General features: G+C 69.6%; 19 protein-coding genes. 7 read left to right on the top strand and 12 right to left on the bottom strand.

Features of this window, described 5'->3' with window-relative positions; all coding sequences use genetic code 11:
• Positions 1 to 145: 145 nt before the first annotated feature.
• Positions 146 to 385, bottom strand: a complete 240-nt coding sequence (locus ACFVS6_RS20010) for a hypothetical protein (protein WP_389705439.1) — start codon at positions 383 to 385, stop codon at positions 146 to 148.
• A gap of 10 nt (positions 386 to 395) precedes the next feature.
• Positions 396 to 1,253: a hypothetical protein gene (locus ACFVS6_RS20005; RefSeq protein ID WP_389705437.1), complete on the bottom strand. Its 858-nt coding sequence runs from the start codon at positions 1,251 to 1,253 to the stop codon at positions 396 to 398.
• Positions 1,254 to 1,406: 153 nt separating this feature from the next.
• Here ACFVS6_RS20005 and ACFVS6_RS20000 point away from each other — a divergent pair, with 153 nt between their 5' ends.
• Positions 1,407 to 1,589: a hypothetical protein gene (locus tag ACFVS6_RS20000; protein ID WP_389705435.1), complete on the top strand. Its 183-nt coding sequence runs from the start codon at positions 1,407 to 1,409 to the stop codon at positions 1,587 to 1,589.
• A 352-nt stretch (positions 1,590 to 1,941) separates the two neighbouring features.
• Here the strand turns inward: ACFVS6_RS20000 and ACFVS6_RS19995 are convergent, their stop codons facing one another.
• The 10 genes from ACFVS6_RS19995 to ACFVS6_RS19950 all read right to left on the bottom strand — a co-directional run bounded on the left by ACFVS6_RS19995 (position 1,942) and on the right by ACFVS6_RS19950 (position 13,406).
• On the bottom strand, positions 1,942 to 2,589 hold the full coding sequence (locus tag ACFVS6_RS19995; protein ID WP_389705433.1) for a hypothetical protein: 648 nt from the start codon (positions 2,587 to 2,589) through the stop codon (positions 1,942 to 1,944).
• On the bottom strand, positions 2,586 to 3,797 hold the full coding sequence (locus ACFVS6_RS19990) for a hypothetical protein (protein ID WP_389705432.1): 1,212 nt from the start codon (positions 3,795 to 3,797) through the stop codon (positions 2,586 to 2,588). The genes ACFVS6_RS19995 and ACFVS6_RS19990 overlap by 4 nt, the downstream gene beginning before the upstream one ends.
• Positions 3,794 to 4,417, bottom strand: a complete 624-nt coding sequence (locus tag ACFVS6_RS19985) for a hypothetical protein (RefSeq protein ID WP_389705430.1) — start codon at positions 4,415 to 4,417, stop codon at positions 3,794 to 3,796. Before ACFVS6_RS19985 ends, ACFVS6_RS19990 begins: the two co-directional genes overlap by 4 nt.
• 29 nt (positions 4,418 to 4,446) lie before the next feature.
• Positions 4,447 to 5,082: a hypothetical protein gene (locus ACFVS6_RS19980; RefSeq protein ID WP_389705429.1), complete on the bottom strand. Its 636-nt coding sequence runs from the start codon at positions 5,080 to 5,082 to the stop codon at positions 4,447 to 4,449.
• Positions 5,083 to 5,094: 12 nt separating this feature from the next.
• On the bottom strand, positions 5,095 to 7,392 hold the full coding sequence (locus ACFVS6_RS19975) for a hypothetical protein (RefSeq protein ID WP_389705427.1): 2,298 nt from the start codon (positions 7,390 to 7,392) through the stop codon (positions 5,095 to 5,097).
• Positions 7,393 to 7,506: 114 nt separating this feature from the next.
• Positions 7,507 to 7,680, bottom strand: a complete 174-nt coding sequence (locus tag ACFVS6_RS19970; RefSeq protein WP_389705426.1) for a hypothetical protein — start codon at positions 7,678 to 7,680, stop codon at positions 7,507 to 7,509.
• Positions 7,677 to 10,670, bottom strand: a complete 2,994-nt coding sequence (locus ACFVS6_RS19965) for an ATP-binding protein (RefSeq protein WP_389705425.1) — start codon at positions 10,668 to 10,670, stop codon at positions 7,677 to 7,679. The genes ACFVS6_RS19970 and ACFVS6_RS19965 overlap by 4 nt, the downstream gene beginning before the upstream one ends.
• A gap of 7 nt (positions 10,671 to 10,677) precedes the next feature.
• Positions 10,678 to 11,262 (bottom strand): hypothetical protein, encoded by a 585-nt coding sequence (locus ACFVS6_RS19960; protein ID WP_389705423.1) that lies wholly within the window; start codon positions 11,260 to 11,262, stop codon positions 10,678 to 10,680.
• 81 nt (positions 11,263 to 11,343) lie between these two features.
• Positions 11,344 to 11,610: a hypothetical protein gene (locus tag ACFVS6_RS19955; protein ID WP_319194863.1), complete on the bottom strand. Its 267-nt coding sequence runs from the start codon at positions 11,608 to 11,610 to the stop codon at positions 11,344 to 11,346.
• Between the two features lie 47 nt (positions 11,611 to 11,657).
• Positions 11,658 to 13,406: a conjugal transfer protein gene (locus ACFVS6_RS19950; RefSeq protein ID WP_389705421.1), complete on the bottom strand. Its 1,749-nt coding sequence runs from the start codon at positions 13,404 to 13,406 to the stop codon at positions 11,658 to 11,660.
• Positions 13,407 to 13,691: 285 nt separating this feature from the next.
• Here ACFVS6_RS19950 and ACFVS6_RS19945 point away from each other — a divergent pair, with 285 nt between their 5' ends.
• The 6 genes from ACFVS6_RS19945 to ACFVS6_RS19920 all read left to right on the top strand — a co-directional run bounded on the left by ACFVS6_RS19945 (position 13,692) and on the right by ACFVS6_RS19920 (position 18,028).
• Positions 13,692 to 14,129: a hypothetical protein gene (locus tag ACFVS6_RS19945; protein WP_389705419.1), complete on the top strand. Its 438-nt coding sequence runs from the start codon at positions 13,692 to 13,694 to the stop codon at positions 14,127 to 14,129.
• Between the two features lie 51 nt (positions 14,130 to 14,180).
• Complete coding sequence (locus ACFVS6_RS19940; RefSeq protein WP_389705418.1) at positions 14,181 to 14,804, top strand: hypothetical protein; 624 nt, start codon at positions 14,181 to 14,183, stop codon at positions 14,802 to 14,804.
• A 142-nt stretch (positions 14,805 to 14,946) separates the two neighbouring features.
• A complete protein-coding gene (locus tag ACFVS6_RS19935; protein WP_389705417.1) occupies positions 14,947 to 15,615 on the top strand; it encodes a hypothetical protein in 669 nt (222 codons plus the stop codon).
• 158 nt (positions 15,616 to 15,773) lie between these two features.
• Positions 15,774 to 16,394: a hypothetical protein gene (locus ACFVS6_RS19930; protein ID WP_389705415.1), complete on the top strand. Its 621-nt coding sequence runs from the start codon at positions 15,774 to 15,776 to the stop codon at positions 16,392 to 16,394.
• A gap of 344 nt (positions 16,395 to 16,738) precedes the next feature.
• Positions 16,739 to 17,140 (top strand): DUF4913 domain-containing protein, encoded by a 402-nt coding sequence (locus ACFVS6_RS19925; RefSeq protein ID WP_389705413.1) that lies wholly within the window; start codon positions 16,739 to 16,741, stop codon positions 17,138 to 17,140.
• A gap of 192 nt (positions 17,141 to 17,332) precedes the next feature.
• The gene (locus tag ACFVS6_RS19920; RefSeq protein ID WP_389705411.1) at positions 17,333 to 18,028 is read left to right on the top strand and encodes a hypothetical protein; all 696 of its coding nucleotides are present in this window, start codon (positions 17,333 to 17,335) and stop codon (positions 18,026 to 18,028) included.
• Positions 18,029 to 18,030 lie beyond the last annotated feature (2 nt).

The raw sequence follows: 18,030 nt of genomic DNA, 5'->3' as shown, positions 1-18,030 counted from the left end.
CACCTGCCTACCGCGGCAATGTTCATGGACCACCTTACAAATACCCCCGGGTCCGGTGCGGGGTGGAGTCGCCCCCGCCCCGGCGCCCCCCCAAGCGGAGACGACCCGATGTGCGCCGGGTCCGGCGAATCGGTGAACGCGGTGCTCAGTCCAACGACTCGGTGCTCCCGTCCGGGTTGATCAGCAGCCGGATCGAACCGCCGTAACGGTCGTCGGCGATGGTCGCCGTCGTCGGAGCGCCCATGTCCTGGGCGCGCTGCTGGAGGATCGAGATGACGACGTCCTCGATCTCCACGAACGGCGGAGCCGTCACGGGGACGCCGTCGATCAGACCCGCGTTCTGCGAGAAGACGCGGACTTCGGTGGCCGGGTGGGTCGGGTGCATGGCACGGCCCTCAGGAGCTTGCGGCGATGGCGCCGGTGGACGGGGATGCTACGGAGTAAGTGCCGCGGGACAGGCGGAGCAGACGGCCGGACTTGGCCATCGCTGACAGGGCGTTGCTGACCGACTTCGCCGGATCCTGGTAGGTCCCCGGGGGCAGCGCCGCGAGGACGTCCCGACCGGAGAACGGCCCCGGGAAGGAGGCGACCGCCTGCTCCACGGCCTGCCGCAGACTCGGTGCGCTCCACGGGGCGGGCGCGAGCGCGCCGGCCGCGGCGGTGTCGGGCACGGACCGCAGGGGCGAGGCGCGCCGAACGGCGTCAGCCGGTCCGGTCGGAGACTGCGCCCGTGGTGGTGCGACGGCGGTGTATTCCTCTATGCGGACATCGAGTTCGCACAGCGCAACATACATGGCAGTCAGCTCACGCCCGTTCGGGAGTGAACTGTCCGGGTCGCCGCCGTCCGGGGCGTCGCTCAGCATCGCGGTGAGCACCTTGATGCGGCGAATCGATTCGGCAAGCCGGTGCAGCAGTGGCTCGAATATGTCCTGCCGCAGCGCGGCCAGCGGATCGCTGGTCGCGAGCTCGACACCGACCGACCCGGTGAGTCCACGGACCGGCGGGCGGTCCGAGAACGCGTCCCCCGCAGCCGTCCGCCAGGCCTCGACAGAGCGATGTGCCAGGCGCAGCCCGTCGAGGAGCTGGGGTGTGAGTCCACCGGCGGGTGCCCGGAGCAGCATCGCTGCGATCTGCCGGGTGGTGTCGAGGGTGGGCAGCGTCGCGTGGACCAGGGGGCCGAGCACGGCCTCCTGGATGGCGCGGGCCGGATCGTCGAGCGAGAAGGTGATCCGTTGGCTCGTCGGTGCCGCCATCGATACCTCGCGTGTGTGGGCTTCCTGTTGACCGGCCTGTGGGGGGATGCCCGCCAAGACTCGGTGTTCCCCTTGCGCCCCGGGGCCTTGCGCCGCCCACGCTCCGGTGCCGGCCGACGCCGGAGCAACCGTCCGGCTCGTCCGGCCGGCCCTGTGTTCCTGGAGCGCGTCGAACGCGTCGACCACGACGTGGACGTCCGACGAGGGGTCCTCGTACTCCTGAGCGCCCGTCAGTCGCCCCTGTGCGTCACCGAGTCCGATCCGGCGGCGAATCCACCGCCGGTCCTGTCGGGTGGTGGCCGCGGCATAGCCGCCGGGATCGGACTGGGCGACTGAATCCCACAGGCATTGAGCCCAGAGCGGGCAGGACGAGCAGAGCTGCCGGGCGGCGTGTGTGAGGGCCTGGCGCCTGCGCGTCTGGAGCGGAACTCCCGTCTTGTCCGCAGGCGGGTCCGTTAGTAGGGGCTGGCCGAAAATGTCCGGTCGCCGCTGGCAGGGTAGAGGTGTGGAAGCAGTGGCTGCCTGAACGGATGCCGACGGCATTCCGCGTATGGTCATGACCATGAAAATATCCCCCGAAGCGATCAAGCACACGGGGACTCTAGAACAGGCGTGTTGGCAACGGCAAAGTTGTCTCGGCCGCAGGCGCGTGCCGGTTGATCGCGGGCTGTGACGGTTCATCAGTCAACTAACGCCGTGTGTCGGCGGCCGACACAGCGCGTCGCGGAAATCGGCTCTTCAGCTTCGCGCCGCGCCGCCGCAGCGCGGCCGCGCCGCCCCCACGGAACGTCAGGACCAGGACCACCCCGACGAAGCCGAGCGGAACGGCGACTGCCGGGAGAACGGTTCCCACACCGGAAACCACGAGGAGGACCGCGTCGGCCAACACCACGGTCACGCCGCGGCGCCCCGGATGCTCCTTGACCATCCACGCCCCGAGCAGGGCCATGGCGGCGAGCGCCCAGTAGCCGAACACGGCCTGTCCACCGAGCATTCCACTGCTGGACCGGGTGGCGATCTCGACCGTGGCCGCGAAGAACCCGGCCACCGCGGCGGTGACGATCGTCGAGGCGAGCCCGAGCAGCAACTGTCCCCGGCGGCGCAGCAACCACAACAACCCGGCGAGCACCAGGAGGGCGCTCACCACGATGAACGACGCCATGTTGGCCGAGGCGAGGATGAAGATCGTATAGGCGGCGGCCAGTCCGAAGACGATCCGACGCAGCAGCCGTACGGCCCAGGCGTCGTCCCGCTCCTGGCGGACGAGGCGACGGACGGCGCCGACGACGGCCGCGACCGTGGTGGCGGAGTCGGTGCGCGAGGGGCGGGGGGTCATGACGGACCGTCCATTCCGGTTCCGGTGGGGCTGGATACGAGGACCGGCGCCAAGGCTGCCCCGGAAACGCCGGCCGGCCCGGCGGTCGGCCCCGGGGTCGAGGGCTGGGCGGCGGTGGGCGTGTGATCGAAGCCCACCTGCCAGAGCGGCTTGCGGACGCTCCTCTGCGGGACTTCGACCACCGGCTCCTTGACGGCCGCGGTCGCTTCGGCCGGGGGTGCTTCGACTACGGGTCCATCAGCCGCAGGGGCCTCGACGACCGGCGCTTCGACCTCGTGCGCCTCGACCGAGGGTGCTTCGACTCCCGGCCCCGTGACAGCGGGCGCTTCCACCCCGGACGCCGCCGCTGCCTCCTGGGCCGGGGCAGCGAGGGCCAGCAGACCGTCGATCTTCGCCTTGCGGACCTCCGGCTCATCGGCCGGGTAGGTGTGAGGGTCGATGTACCGGGGGAGGGCCGGATTGTCGAACTGCGCAACGGTACGGACCGCGTTCGTACCGGCCTCGCTCCGTGTGACCTCCGGCCACGTCACGGGCGCCTCGTACACGAACCGGATGTTGTCCGGACCGACCTTGTCGTTCGCGCAGAGGGCACCCAGTTCGCTCTGGTGGAGGACCGACCGGGTGTTCGCGGTGTCCGCGAAGACGAAGACCTCGCCCGCGGCGACCTCGGCGTAGGTGGCGGAGATCTTGTGCCAGCACTCATTGGCGTAGTTCGGGCCGAATCCCGCCTTCGCACCACCGAGCGCCTCGATGACCTGTTCCTCCCAAAGGAACATGTTGTCGAGTTCGCGCCCCCCTCGGCTCGTCTCCAGGGTCTGTGCGGAACCAGGCTCGCGCTCGTTCTGCTGGTGGGCCCATTCCTCCGCGATGAACCGCTGATCGAGGAACGGAACCCCGTCGTTGTTCAGCGGTGCCTCAGGATGTGGGATTCCGAACGACCAGAAGGCGCTGATCGGGTGGGCACCCGGTGGCGGTTTCAGCTTCGACTGGTCCCTGATCAGTCGGTCGATGTAGAGCCTCTCCTTCGACCGAGCGGGCACGGCGCCATCGGCGGCCCGGTCTTCCAGCCCCGCCTCGATGGCGGCGTCAGTGATGCGCTGGGTGACGGATTCCGGGTCGGCCCGTGCTTCCTCGACCGCCGCGGCACGGGCGTGCGCCCGGCGCAGGGCTCCCAGCTCTATCGCCTTCGGTATCGGTTCCGAGGTCATGGGCGCTCGAATGTCATCGGGCGCGGGTAGACCTTCAGGCTCATGTTCACCACTCCAGTGCGTGATCCATCAGCGGTGCCCATGGCGGGCGCGACGTACAGGCTGGTGAGCGCTCCTCCCGGGGCTGCCGGTTCCCAGTAGGCGATGCGGTACGGACGCTTCTGCCGGAGCCGGGTCTCCAACTTGGGGACCGCGTGGGGGCCGAGTTCAGTGGGGAAGGCGGACGAATCCCACGCGCCTTCCCATGCCGGTTCGCCGAGTGCCGAGCACACGGCGGTGACGTAGAGCGGCCAGACCCGTGCGGCCTCGGCCAGTACTTGGGGGTTGCCTTCCGGGGATTGCGCCGCACACCCCCACACCCAGTGCGAGAGACTCTGCACGGGTGCCCAGCTTCCGCCCAGGGCGTTCAGCGTCAGGACGCCGCCCGTGTCGGAGACCACGTTCAGGACGTACTCGAACTGCGTCGGCGTCCAGCCGAACTGCGCGCACCACATGTCCAGGCCCTGGCCCGGGAGGGGCGGGCCGTTCCACACGGTCTCCCAGTCCACGCCGGCCAGACCGCGCAGCTCGGTGATGAGCTCCTGTGGGGTGCGGTCCACCGGCGGTTCGAACGTGTCCATGGTGGTGTCTCTTCCTCGCGTCTCGTACGTCACAGCAGCCAGCCCGGCCCGGTCGGCGCTTCGGGGTCCGCCGGGCCGTGGCAGGTCAGGGAGATCGTCCCACTTCCCGATCCCCAACCCCGCGTGGTACCCGGCCCGCAGTGCAGGTCCAGCACGAACACGGGCGCGAGCGGGTTGGCGTAGCTCCACCGGGCCAGCCGGTACGGAGCCTGCTGCTCCCGGCGCTCCTCGGCGTCGCCCCACCGCCCGGGAGCGGGCGGCGCCGGGAAGTCGGGGCTGTCCCAGGCCCCCTGCCAGCCGGGCGGGCCCAACAGGGAACCGATGTGGGCGAGGTACGCCTCCCAGCGGTCGAGGGCGACGGCCGTGACCTCCGTGTTGTCGGACGTACCGTCGGCCCTGACCCTCCAGGCGGTGTACGAGGCGCGGCTGACCGGCCGGCCCGGGGCGGATGAGGAGGCCAGGTGCAGCCGGCCGCCCTCACCCGTACGGACCCACAGCCCCGCCTCCGCCCAGAGCGGCTGCCACCCGAAGGCCGCGCACCACTCGGCCAGCTCCCGCTCACCCTTCGGGTACCCGGGCCAAACCGCCCGCCAGTCCACGCGCAACAGCGCGGCCAGTTCGACGGCGAGCTCCTGCGGGGAGCGGTCCGTGATGACACTTGCCATGGTCAGGGCTTCCTAGCGGGGCATCCGGTCGCCGTTGCGCGGCGGCGGAGGCTGGTGGGGCGGGGTGGGCGGCTGCGGAGTGCGCGGCTCGGGGCTTCGCGGCGGGGCCCCGTCGTCCCCGCTGACGCGCCCGGATGTACGGGGCGCCGGCTGAGGTGCGGGCGCCGGAGCCGGCGCCTGCGCCGGGTGCGGTGCGGGCGAGGGCGCCGCCTGGGGTGCGGGTCGGGGCGTCTGCGCTGCCGGTGCGGGAGGTGTTCCCTGCTGCGGCACGGCGCCGCCGCCTGCGCTGACCCGGCCGCTACGGCGCGGGGACGTCGTGGCCGCGGGAGCCTCCTGGGGCGGGGTCTGTCCCTCCTGTTCCTCCTGCCCGGCCGGCTGCTGCGCCGGCGCGGAGGTCCGGTTGCGTCCCTCCTGCATGTCCTTGTACTGCTGCTGCTGGAGCTCGCCGCTCATCCGTTCGCTCTGGCGTCGCTTTCGCTTCGTGTTGCTCGGTGCGATCCAGCCGCCCTCCTGGAGCTTGCCCCCGGTGAAGACCTTGTCGGCGGTGCGGCCGACGTTCCCCCCGATGCGACCGGCGGCGCGGCCCGCGACCCTGACCGTGCCGGCGGCGGCATTGCCCGCGAGGCGCTGGCTCTGCGCACCCAACTTGCCGCTGACCGAGTTCGCCATGTCGCCCACGCCGAGACCGTCCTCCGCGCCCGCGATCTTCGGGCTGTAGGCCCCTGACAGGAGCTTCTTCAGCATCATCACGACGGCGATCGTGACCAGCAGCAGCATCAACAACTGCATGCCGAGCGAGATCTTGGACGGCAGGATCATTTGGTACAGCACGAGCAGCACCGTGAGGATGACACCAAAACCGGCGCGCAGTACGAAACTATGTATGAACGTCTCCAGCCAGCCCTTGAGCAATTTCTGCTGGGACGGATGGATGCCCAGCGTTGCGATCAGCGGCAGCATGATGATCATGATCAGGGTTACGGCGTGCCACAACAACGTCAGGGCGCTGAGGGCGATCACCATGACGGCGACGATCAGCGCGGCGATCAGCGAGTAGAAGGCGATCCCGATGCGGTCACCGGCGTTCCTTCCTGCCCACTCGTCGAAAGCGACCGGGTAGATCTCCTGGTCCGGCTTTCCGTTGTTGGTGTCGAATCCGCCCGCGATGTCGTAGCGGACCGGAATCCAGTTGTTCTTGTACTTGTCGAGATCCTTGCCGAGTTCCATGTTGGTCCTGGCCTGGGAAACCAGCTGGCGAATTCGGAGATCCTCGCAGCGCGCGCTCCCCTGCTTACCCCAGTCGCATTTTTTATCCGTGCTCGTCGGCTTGCATCTGCCGTCCTCCAGGATGCTGCCCCCGCCCTTGCGGAAGATGCAATTCGTGCCGACACTGCCGAACTGTCCCAAGGCCCACGGCCGGAACACCAGCGTGTCGTAAATGGCGCAGCTGTTGACCCGAACACCAAAGTTCTCGGCGCTCGCGGGCAGGTCGCAGGGCGGCGTCATCTCGCCGGCGACCTGTGTGAGGACCGCGCTGCTGAGTGCGCTGTTCGCCTGTGCGATGCCGGAATCCGCCGTGTCGATGAAGTTGTTGTAGTTCTTGCCGGTCAGCATGACGATCACGGCAACGGTGGAGAGCGCGGCCCAGCCGACGCCCGCCCATGCCTCTCGCATCTCGTTCTTTCGCCACTTGCCGAACACCCAGATGCCCGTCAACGTGATCATGAGGGGGACAGCGGGCTTGAAGAGCTCGTCCCTGAGCTTGTCCACGGCGGTGTCGCGTCCCGTGTACAGGCCCGAGAACGGGCTGGGGTTGGACGCGTACTCCTTGATGGAGATGGCCACGCGCGTCAGCATCTTGGTGCCGTCGAGCACCAGATCCGCGATGCCGTTGTTGACGAAGTCAATGATGGAGCATTGGTCGGCGCCGGTACCGTTGCTGATTCCCCAGCTGTTCTTGTCGGGCTGGGAGGCGTCCCCCCGACCGCGCATGGTGATGGACCAGTTCATGCCGCGCATGCCGGTGAGTTCGTACATCGTGTACGCCTCGGGCTCGCCCGCCAGCTTGGTGGGGTGGTCGACGAAGCCCGTCGTGTCGTTGACCTTCCCGCGGTCCGACTTCTCCCACTGTTTGACAGCGGGCCAGACCGACTCGATGAAGCCAGGGTTGTCCATCTGATAGTCGTCATCACCGGTGAAGGCACAAGCGAAGTCGAGTGCGCCGGCCGGCTTGGGCACGGCCATCGTCAGCGAAACGAGCGCGAACAGCACGAACGCGCAGACCCGCACCGCACGCCCGACCGCCTTCACCCGTTCACGGGGTGAGGGACGGGCGGAGAGATCTCCAGGTGACGTGGCACTACGGCGCACGGACATCAGGTTCCTTCCGGAGTACCGCATCGGACGAATGGGGGACAGGGCGGATCACGCGGGGAGGAAGTCCGTCAGGAGACAGCCTTCGACGGCGCCCATGCCCTGGGCGCACCCAGTCGGGATCTTGCTGTCGAACTTGGGATCGCAGGGTGCGAGGAGCACACCCGCGGTGGGCAGTGCGCGCGGGGCACGGCGTCGCAAGGGGTTCGGGTGTCGCTCGCTCATGCCCCTTCCCTCTCCCCGGTCTCCGCCGCCGCCTCCGCCGCCCGTCCGGCCTCCTGCATGAAGGTCCAGTCCCACACGCTGAGCGGCGGGTCGATGCCCTGCCGGGCCGGGCGCGTCGTGCCGTTGGTGTCCGTGGCCGCGAGGATCTCCTTGAAGACCAGGTCCACCGCGACCGTGCCCACCCGCTTGTCGACGTCGCGCTGCAGACAGACACCGGTACGGAGCTCCTGCAGGGCCCCGATCACCTTCGCGTCGTTCTCGGGCCGGCCGAGCAGCGGGGCCACCAGCGCGGCCTCCTGCGCCGACTTCTGCTTGAACGCGAAGACCGTGTGGATCTGGTTGGCACCACCGCTGCGGGCCTCGGAGTCCTCGATCTGTACGAGGTCGATGGCCTGCTGGGTGATCAGCACGGTGACGGCCAGGTACGAACGTCCCTGCTTCAGGGCGCGCCGCATCAGATCGCGCCCGCTCTCGGTCGCGGTGACCACGTACGCCTCGTCGACGAAGAGCGCCTTCGGACGCAGCCCGATCTCGCCCGTCACCGGGTTCTTCTCGTAGCCGACGTCGAGCATCTGGCTGCCCAGCTCGACGACGGCCATCAGCGCGGTCGCCGCGAGACGCTCCGCAGGGTTCCAGTTCCGCGGGTCCGAGGACGACGGCGACTGGAAACCGCGCAGGGTGATCACGGTGCGGCGCTTGCGCATCGCGGACAGGGGCTGCGGACGCTCGGCGAAGGCGAGGCGCGCGTACGGCAGGGTGCGCAGCTCGGTGAGGAGCATCTGGGCGAGCTTGAGTTCCTTGACGGCCTCGCGGTCCCCGGTGGACACCGCCTCGTCGTACGCCTTGACGACCTCGTCGACGACCTGCCAAAGCGTCGGCCGCGGCACCTTCTCCTCGGCCTCACGCGCGGTCAGACCCTGCTCGGTGGCCTGTCGGATCGCCGAGTTGTACCAACCGACGACCGTGGCCATGCCCTCGATGACGGGCAGCCGGACACGCTGGTAGTCCTCGTCGCCGAGGAACCCGCGGAGCATCGACTCGGCGAGGAGACGGCCCGACGGGACGTCGCGCGCCACCACCCACGGGTCCAGCACACCGGCCTGCCCCTTCAACAGGTCGACGACCTCGGTCTCCGCCCAGAACTCCGGATTGACCGGACGGAAACGGCTCTGCCCCGTACCGAGGAGACCGGAGTCCGCGTCGTGGGCGAAGTCCGGGTCGTTCACCTGCGACCCGAACGCCAGGTAGTAGCAGAGCTGCGCGAAGTCGGTCTTCGGGTCGATGACCAGGCAGCGCACGCCCGACTCCGACTCCTCGTAGAACTTCTGCAGCGCGAGCGAGGACTTGCCACCGCCGGACGCGCCGACGATGGCCAGGCCACCGCCGTCGTTGCGGGCCGGCCCGACGTGCAGGGAGTAGTGGACGGGCATCTTCCCCGCCCAGCCCACCAGGTTGCCCACCCAACCGAGCTGCTTGCCCGACCGGTGCTCGGGGTTGTCACCGAGCTCCGTCCCGGCCGTGGGCAGCCCGGCACCGAGCTGCTCGACCTCCTGCAGGCGCAGGTACGGCGCCACGGGCAGCTTGGGCGCGTCGCCCGGCAGCTGCGACTGCAGGAGCCGCCACTGCTGGCGCGTCGGCCGCAGCAGCGTGACCTTCAGGTCCTGCTTGAACTGCATCTCCAGGATGCGGCGCCGCCGCTCCAGCTCGGACAGGTCGGACGCCGAGATGGTGAAGCGGATCTGCGCCTCCATGCCCGGCATCTTGTGCTCGTCGATGTCGTCGAGGAGGTGCTGGGCGCGCGTGACCTGGTTGGCGAGCTGGGTGCCGGGCGACCTGCCGGAGTTCGCCATGTCGTTCATCTCGTCGACGAGGTTGCCGCTGATCTTCTTCGCCCGGTCCTTGAACTTCAGGTACGGGATCAGGGTGAACCGCATGTCGATCTCGACCGGGAAGTCCACGTGCTGCGACGCGTAGCGCGCCCAAGCCGTGGACTGCCGGAAACGGGTCTCCGTCGGCCAACTGGCGGCCACCAGGGTCGTCGTGTAGCTGGTGTGCTGCTCGCCGGTGACCTCGTCGTACTGGTTCAGCACGATGTGCGTCTTGTGGTTCTCGCCGGAGAAGTCGACGACGAGGTCGAACTGGTCCGGCCCCCAGGAACGGGAGCCGAGCACCGGCTCCGGCGGTACGGCCAGGTCGCCGTGGAGCGGCTTGCGGATCAGCCAGACCAGTTCCTCACGGCTCAGAGGTACGCCGTTCAGACCCTCAAGGCTCTCGTGGACCTCCCGCGCGACCTGGGACCACTGGGCCAGCAGCGCGGGCGACAGGTACTCGTCGTGGACGCCGGTCGCGACCGCGGCCGCCTTGTCCGCGGTCCCGCGCATGGCCGCCGTCAGGCTCGGGTCCTCGACCGGGTCGTCGCCGCCGGGCAGGACCCCGGTGCTGTTCGAACCGCGCTTCAGCGAACCCAGCTTCACCAGCAGGATGTTGCGTTCGCGGGTGGCGCCGATGCGCTCCTGGTAGTCCGCCTTGCGGAGGTTGTACGCCTTGTAGTTCTCCGTGGGGTCCCACGCCAGGGTGTTGAGCTGATCGGCCCATTCGACGGCGGTGATCGGCCGGTACACCTTGCGGTAGTGGCACTCGACGTTGCGGTCACCACGGGCCAGGTTGAGCAGCCCGCGGGCGGGGCCCTCGGCCATCGCCTGGAGCTCGGTGGCGTTGAGGTACTCGTCGATGGCGGTGGGCAGCACGAGACCGGTCCACACCGACTCGCCGTGCACGAAGATCATGTCGTCGGCGAACCGGTAGGGCAGCCGCATGTCCTCGCGGCGCGGGGAGCGGCCCGCCGGATCGCGTGAGGAACCACCCTGTTGCTGTCGCTGAGTACCGCCGGAACCCTGTCCGGCCTTGGCCTTCTTGGCACCGGCGGAGGCGATGATCATGGCGATCACGAAGAAGGCGACCGCCCCGCCCAAAAGGATCATCAAGATCATGAAGGAGTCATCCTGCGGTCTCGGAGTGTGCGTGCGCGGAGTGCGCGGAGTGCGTGTTCTGAGGGTGGACGGCAGCCCGGCCCGCCCGCAGGGCGTTCTCGTCCGGCGTTGCCGCGAACGAGGAGCCGTGCCTGGCAGCCGTCGCGAGAGCCTCCGCGTACTGCCGTTGCCAGCGCTGCGAACCCGGCTGCCACAGGACGACCTGCCAGTGCAGGACCTCCGGCTCCCGGTCGGCGGACAGTCCCTGCAGACGCTTCGGCTGGAGCCAGAAATCGGCCCAGACCACCAACTGCTGGCTGAGGGTCAGGGCGGACGGCAACGGCCGACCCCAGATGAAGTAGATGCCGACCGGAGGCCCGATGTAGAGCACCGACGTCACGATCGAGAGGCCGAGGAACGGCAGGAAGGCGGAGAGCGAGAGCAGTGCCACCAGCCAGATGACACCGAACCCGAGAGCCGCGCCCAGTGCCGGCAGCAGTAGGCCGGGCAGCGGGATGTTGCCCCAGTTCCAGATGCGCTTTGGCCTGTTGAGCAGGTCCGTGTGGTCGTAGGCGACCATCGGCTCGGGTGCGCTCGGTGTGTCCTGTGCCATCAGCCAGTCCCCCTTCGTGACGTGATCGCGGGCCGCGAGGTGCGGGTGCGGACCGGACGGAGGATCCGACCGGTCCCCGGATCAGCCCTTGCCGCCGGCGTTGCCGATCTGGCCGCCGAGCTGGATCAGCAGACCGGCGATACCGGTCGCACCACCGATGATCAGAGCGGCCAGCGCGATCATGCCGAAGCCCTGGAAGGCCTCGCGCATGCCGTCACCACGCTTCATCGAAAGCAGCATCCGAATGCCGAGGATGAGCAGGGCGCAGATCGCCACGGTGGTGCCGATGCCCACCAGGATCGACTGGACCTCTTTGAACATGCCGTCGAGGGTTGCAGCCAGGATCATGACCTGGTCCTTCCGTTGTGGTGTGAGAAACGCATGGGTGATCGAGGTCAGGGAGTTTTGGTCGCGCCGGAGGCGCCACCAGGGGTCGGGCTGTTCTGCCCGGCGGGCGTGCTCTGGCCGGGTGCGGGCGTGCTCTGGCCGGGGGCCGGAGCGCTCGGCGCGGGAGCGGGACCGCTCTCCTCGGGTGCCGGGCTCGCCGACGGGGTCGCCCCGGCGTCCGCGGCTCCGCCCGTAGGGTCGAGCGCCCCGCCGCGGATGTCCTTGATGAACCAGCCCTGGGCGGTGTTCACCACCGTCACCCGGTAGGACCGCTTCACCGTGGGAGCGGGGGTCCCCTTGGCCGGGGCGGCACCGGCGCCCCAGGTGACCGTCACCCGGGCCGACACCGTCTGGCCCGTCCCATAGCTGATGGTCGCGCCGGGCTCGCTGTCGGCCGGAGCGAGTGCCACGACCTCCGCGATCTCCGGCGTCGCCAACGCGCCGGCCAGGCCCGTCGTCGCCGCCGGCGTCGCGTCCGTGGTGGTGAAGCGGGTCAGGCCGGTCGTGTCCGAAGAGGCCCACGCCTTGAAGTACCCGGGCAGGACCTGCGTCTTCAGCTGGTTCGAGAGCGCTTGGTCGACGACCTCTTCGTCCCTCTTGACCGGCGGTACCTCGCCGCGCGTGGGCAGCGGCATCTCGCCGATGTCACCCGCGATGCGCAGTCCCGACGCGGTGGCCAGGTCCTTCACGTACACCGGCACCGACACGGTGGTGGTGCGCCCGGTCGACAGCTTCACCTGGACACCCAGGTAGCGGCCGTTCTGCCCGTACTCGGGAAGCTCCTCCAGGGTTCCGTCCCACTGGGCTTCCCGGACCTCCTGGCTGCCCGCGCCGCTGAGGCCGCAGTCCCGGTCCACACCCGCCGAGGCGTAGCGCGTCAGAGCAGCGCGGCGCTTGTCGGAGTCCTGCGGGGAGTACGTCATGCAGAGCGTCACGTACTCCTCCGCGAACGTCGCCGCGGCCTGGACCGGGAACTCGGTCAGCCGGTACTTCCGCAGATCGCCCTCGTCCAGCGAACCGTTCTGCACCGCGACGGACGACTTGCCGATGACCAGCCCGGCGACCCCGCACGAACCAAGGGCGAAGACACACGTGGTGATCAGGAGCGTCGCGCGGACCGCCACGTGCGTACGCCGCCCCTGAGTGGGCAACCGCCCGCCAGGACGCGGTACGTCGAACGAGGCGCCGGCGGCAGCCGCCGACTTGGGCCGTACGGCCGTGGTGGGCGTAGCGGCTACGGGCGTACCCGCCGAGGGAGTGGCGGCCGAGGGAGTGGCGGCCGAGGGTGCGGCGGCCGAGGGTGCGGCCGCGTCGGCCACCGGCACGGAGGCTTTGCCGGTCCGACCCTGCTTGCGAGCCTCGCGCTCGGCCTTCTTGTTCTCGTACGCCGCCTTGCGCTCGGCCCGCTTCGCTTCCTGGGCGGCCTTGGCCTTCTCCCGCTTGTCCTTCTTCGCATCACCGGACGACTGCGTCGCGCGCGGCGGCAGGATCGGCACGGAGGCCTCGCCCGGCGGCACGTTGGCCGGCCGTGCGGTGCGTACCCACGCGGCGGCCACCTGGGCGCGCGCCGCGTCCGAGAACGGTTGCGACGCAACGGCTGCAGCGTCGGGCTCGCCGTGCGGCCCGGTCGCCGGCTGCTGGGGCCGTGCTGACGGCACCTGCCGGGCGTCGGCGTGACCAGCCTGACCGAACTGCGGCTGCTGCCCGGAAGTCTGGCCTCCGTCGACCCCGCCAGCAGAGCTGTTGTGGTCCGTCATCGAGTCCGTTTCTCCCACACGTGTGATCCCCCTCCACCGGGGAGTGCCCGGCGGCCCCCTGGTGAGGCCAGGTGCGGAACGGCAGTGTGGCAAATGAACACGACAACGCAGCCCCCCTTTTCCCCGGTCGGGAAAGTGTGGGGAAAGCCGGGGAAAGCCGAGGAATCCTCGGGTGGGTGTCCCGCCTCCCCGGGACGGACCGGTCCGTTCCGCGCTCCGACAGAATGAGCGGCCGTGCCCGGCGGCGGACGCCGAGCCGGCCCCACTACCCGCGAAGGACGAGAGTTGAGCGACGAGTACGCCCTCCCCCAAGCCCCTGCCGACGCGGAAACCGGCCCCGTGACGGAGGCCCAACAGGCCTGGATCGACGGCTACGAGCCGGGAAACCCCTGGGTGTCGAAGCTCTGCCTGCGCACCCCGCACGGCACCGTCTCCTACCCCCTCACCCCGCACACGTTGCCGGACCTGCTGGAGGGCCTGGTCGTCGTGGCCCAGGCCCAGCAGGGCGTGACAGGACCACCGGCGGAGGACCAGGACGAGGCCGAGGAGCAGCACGTCCACCAGGACACCGGCCGGGGGCGCAGCATCCACGAAGGGGGCGCGGCCCGCGTGACAGGCTGGGCACTGGTGCACGACCTGTGGGAGAAGGGGGACTCGAAGGTCCGCTTCATCATGGGCGCGATCGTGGTGGCACTGCTGGTCCTCGGAATCTTCCTGTCCTGACCGTGGGTCGTCGTGCCCCACGCGTATGCCGAGTGCGAGGAGTCGCAAGGAATGCTGACGGAGACTTCGGGGCGGGGCGCCGAGGACCTGGCTGTCGAGCTGGAGGGTCTGGGCGGGGTCGACTGGGCGTCGGTTTGGGAGGGCCCGCCGCAGGGCGGCTCGTCCGAGTGCCGCGCATGGTGCGGGCGCTACGGCTGGGAGCCGCAGACGTCCGACCGCAACCTCGTGGTGCGGAGCAAGGCCGGGGGTAGGTGGACTTTCGAGGCCAACGGCAACTGGGACCCGGTCTTCCGTCTGACCCACTGGGCTTGGCGGGTCAAGGCTGCCGACGCATCCGAGAATCCCGCCCTGCTGACCCACGCGGCCGCGGAATGGCCGGAGTTCCTGAGGTCGGCCGAGAGCGTGATGGGGCCAGCGGCCTGGAACGGCAGCTGGGACGCACAGGACTTCCCGGAACCGCCGGAACAGGGCTTCTGGCTGGACCGGGCTTACCGCACCGAGACCCGTACGCCCTACCGGATGGCCCACTGGATGCCGGTGGGAGAACACTCCGGGCAGGCATTCGTCATCCTGAGGCAGTCCGTTTCCTTCACGACCTGGGCCGCCGACGCACCGGGCACCTCGCAGATCAGACTGACCGTGCACGCCCCTGAGGGCTCGCGGGGGCACCCGTGAGACCGGATGCTCCGATCACCCTCGAAGAGATGGCCAGGCCGATTGGGGCGCGGTGGTGGCGATGCTGGTCCTGGGGATCTTCCTGTCCTGACCGTGGGTCGTCGTGCCCCACACGTATGCCGAGTGCGAGGAGTTGCGGGGAATGCTGACGGAGACTTCGGGGCGGGGCGCCGAGGACCTGGCTGCCGAGCTGGAGGGTCTGCGCGGGGTCGACTGGGCGTCGGTTTGGGAGGGCCCGCCGCAGGGCGGCTCGTCCGAGTGCCGCGCATGGTGCGGGCGCTACGGCTGGGAGCCGCAGACGGCCGACCGCAACCTCGCGGTTCACAGCCGTGCCGGAGGCGATTGGACACTCGAAGCAGGTGGCAACTGGCATCCGGTCAGGCGCCTGACCCACTGGGCGTGGCGCCTCAGCGCTGACGAGGCTTCCGAGAACCCCGGTCTTTTGACCCGGGCGGCCGACGAGTGGCCGGAGTTCCTCAAGGCGACCGAGAATGTGCTGGGGCCGGCCGCCTGGAGTGGTCCGTGGGACGCACCGGACTTCCCGGAACCGCCCGAGGACGGCTTCTGGGAGGACCGCGAGTTCCGCCTTGAGACTCGCACCCCGTACCGGATGGCGTACTGGACGCCCGTGGGTGAGCATCCCGGACAGGCAGTGATCGTGCTGGCGCAGTCGGTGTCGTTCGCGGCTTGGACCTCCGCCATGCCGGGCACCTCGGTCCTGCAGTTGACCGTGCACGCCCCTGAGGGCTCACGGAGGACCCGAACGCCGATCGGGGGCCGGGCCTCCACGGTGGGCGTGCCGCCCGCCTGACAGTTGGGGCGCCGGACCGCGAACTGGGGGAAGAAGGGGGCGCGATGGTCTGCTTCATCATGGGCGCGGTGGTGGCGATGCTGGTCCTGGGGATCTTCCTGCTCTGACCGTGGGTCGTCGTGCCCCACACGTATGCCGAGTGCGAGGAGTCGCAAGGAATGCTGACGGAGACTTCGGGGCGCAATGCCCAGGACCTGGCCGCCGAGCTGGAGGGTCTGCGCGGGGTCGACTGGGCGTCGGTATGGGAGGGCCCGCCGCAGGGCGGCTCGTCCGAGTGCCGCGCATGGTGTGAACGCTACGGCTGGGAGCCCCAGACGGCCGACCGCAAGCTCGTGGTGGTCAGCCGCGTCGAGGGTAGGTGGTCGTTGGAGTCGAATGAGCTGTGGGCCCCGGTGGACTCTCTTTCGCACTGGGCTTGGCGCGTAGAGGCCGCTGACGCGGTTGAGAACCCCGCTTTGCTGGCTCACGCTGCCGAGCAGTGGCCCGAATTCCTGCGGTCGGCTGAGAGCGTGCTGGGGCAGCCGGCGTGGAGCGGACCTTGGGATGCGGCGGACTTCCCGGAGCCGCCGGAAAGGGGGTTCTGGCCGGATCGGGATTACCGGATCCAGACGCGGACGCCCTACAGGATGGCGTACTGGACGGTAGGCGCACACCCCGGCCAGGCAGTCGTCATCCAGGAGCAGGCCGTTTCCTTCATGACATGGACCGACGACGGACCGGGCACCTCCAACCTCCAGCTGACCGTGACCGCACCCGAAGGCTCGCGGAGGCGACGGTGAGACCCGACGCTCCCCCCACCCGTGAGGAGACCAAAGCAGACAAGGAAGCCATCCGGTTCGCGGTCCCGCTGCCCGAGCGGCAGCACAGGCCTGCGGACATCCCCGCATTCATGTCCAACGATGCCGTCCGCTGCCAAGCGCGCCAAGGCTTTCATGCCCGGCCTATCCATGGACAACGGCATCCCGTCGGCGGCACCTTCCCGTGGGCCCCACCGTCCACGGTGTGATGAATCCCGTGGCCGCCGGTCTGGCGCCCTGGCCGGCCGGTATCGAGCACTGAACCACGCGGCGGCGGGGCCACCCCGCCGTCCATCGATCGACAAGAACCTGAGGAAGGCTTCCGCATGAGCACGAACGCCGAGACGCAGCAAACAACCGACGAGAAGGTGGAGTTCTACTTCGCCGACGTCTTCGTCTTCGTCTCCACGTACCTGTCGCAGATGGTGCGGCGTCGCGTGAACGGCTCCACCGCCACCTGGTGTCCCCGCTGGTGGGAGCACCCCGAGGCGGGAGCCAGGTTGTCCGCGCTCTGGCTGGCGTGGGAGCACCTGCGGCACGACCCCGCCCTCGGTATGTCCACCTGGTGGCTCCACCACGCCGATCCGCACCTGAGGGTGCTGATGGACGCGGACATGGGTCCGTTCGCGGCCTGTTCCCCCAAGGACGGCCACACCGCGTATCCCTTCGATCCGCTGCCCGTCGACCCCTACGACCCCGACGACGAATCGGGCGCGTCCGCCAAGTGAGCGGGTCCGGTGACGCTTCCGAGAAGAATCCTCACCGCACCTCCGCACGGAATCCCGATCCGTCGACCACATCGCACTTCCCGACCTTTCCTCACCCTTTCCCCGTCTTTCCTCGCGGGGAAAGGCCCTGCGTCATCCGCCTTCCCTCCCCCTACCGTGTCCGGGCGACCTGACTGATGGAGGCCCGGGACGGTGGAATCACCTGCCGAGAACAAGCGAAGCGCGGCACTTGCCCTGGCGGTACTGGGTGTATTGCTGGTCGGCTCCCTGCTGACGTTCACCTTCCTGAGCGGTGACGACGACGCCGGCGGCTCATCCGACGCCAAAGCCCCCGCAGCACCCTCTCAGGGCAAGGACGCCGGTACCGGCACCGCCGGCGGTTCCGGCAGCGCGGGGCAACAGGCCGGCGGGGGCGGCTCCGCCGACGGCGTACCGCCCATGGTTCCCCCGGCGGAACTGGCCGAGGCGCACCGGGCCATGGCCGCGTACATGGCCGGCCTGAGCACCTACACGTACGCCGACCAGGGCGCCGCATGGGCCAAGCCCCTGCTGGAGCTGACGGTCGGCGACAACCAGATGAAGGCGCACACGGTCCTGCCCACCGGCAAGGACTGGGCGACCTGCCAGGCCAACCGCTGTTCGTCCGTGGGGAAGGCGGCCGTGGTCCGCGACGGGATGATCGCCGAGGACCTCGTCAACGGCAGCGGCACCCTCGTGTCCAGTGTGGTCTCGCTGACCACGACCCGCTCCGAGAACGGCAAGCAGACGCAGACGGAGACCAACGCCTGGCTCGTCAGTTCCCGCAAGGAAGCCGGCGCCTGGAAGGTGTCGGCGTTCAACCTTCAGGGCCTGGGCAACGTGGGCGCGTCACAGCAAGCGGGGGAGTGAGA

The organism is Streptomyces sp. NPDC057939, assembly GCF_042887545.1.
Classification (GTDB): domain Bacteria; phylum Actinomycetota; class Actinomycetes; order Streptomycetales; family Streptomycetaceae; genus Streptomyces.
The sequence above is the reverse complement of the archived record's forward strand: the minus strand, read 5'-3'. Positions and strand labels throughout refer to the sequence as shown.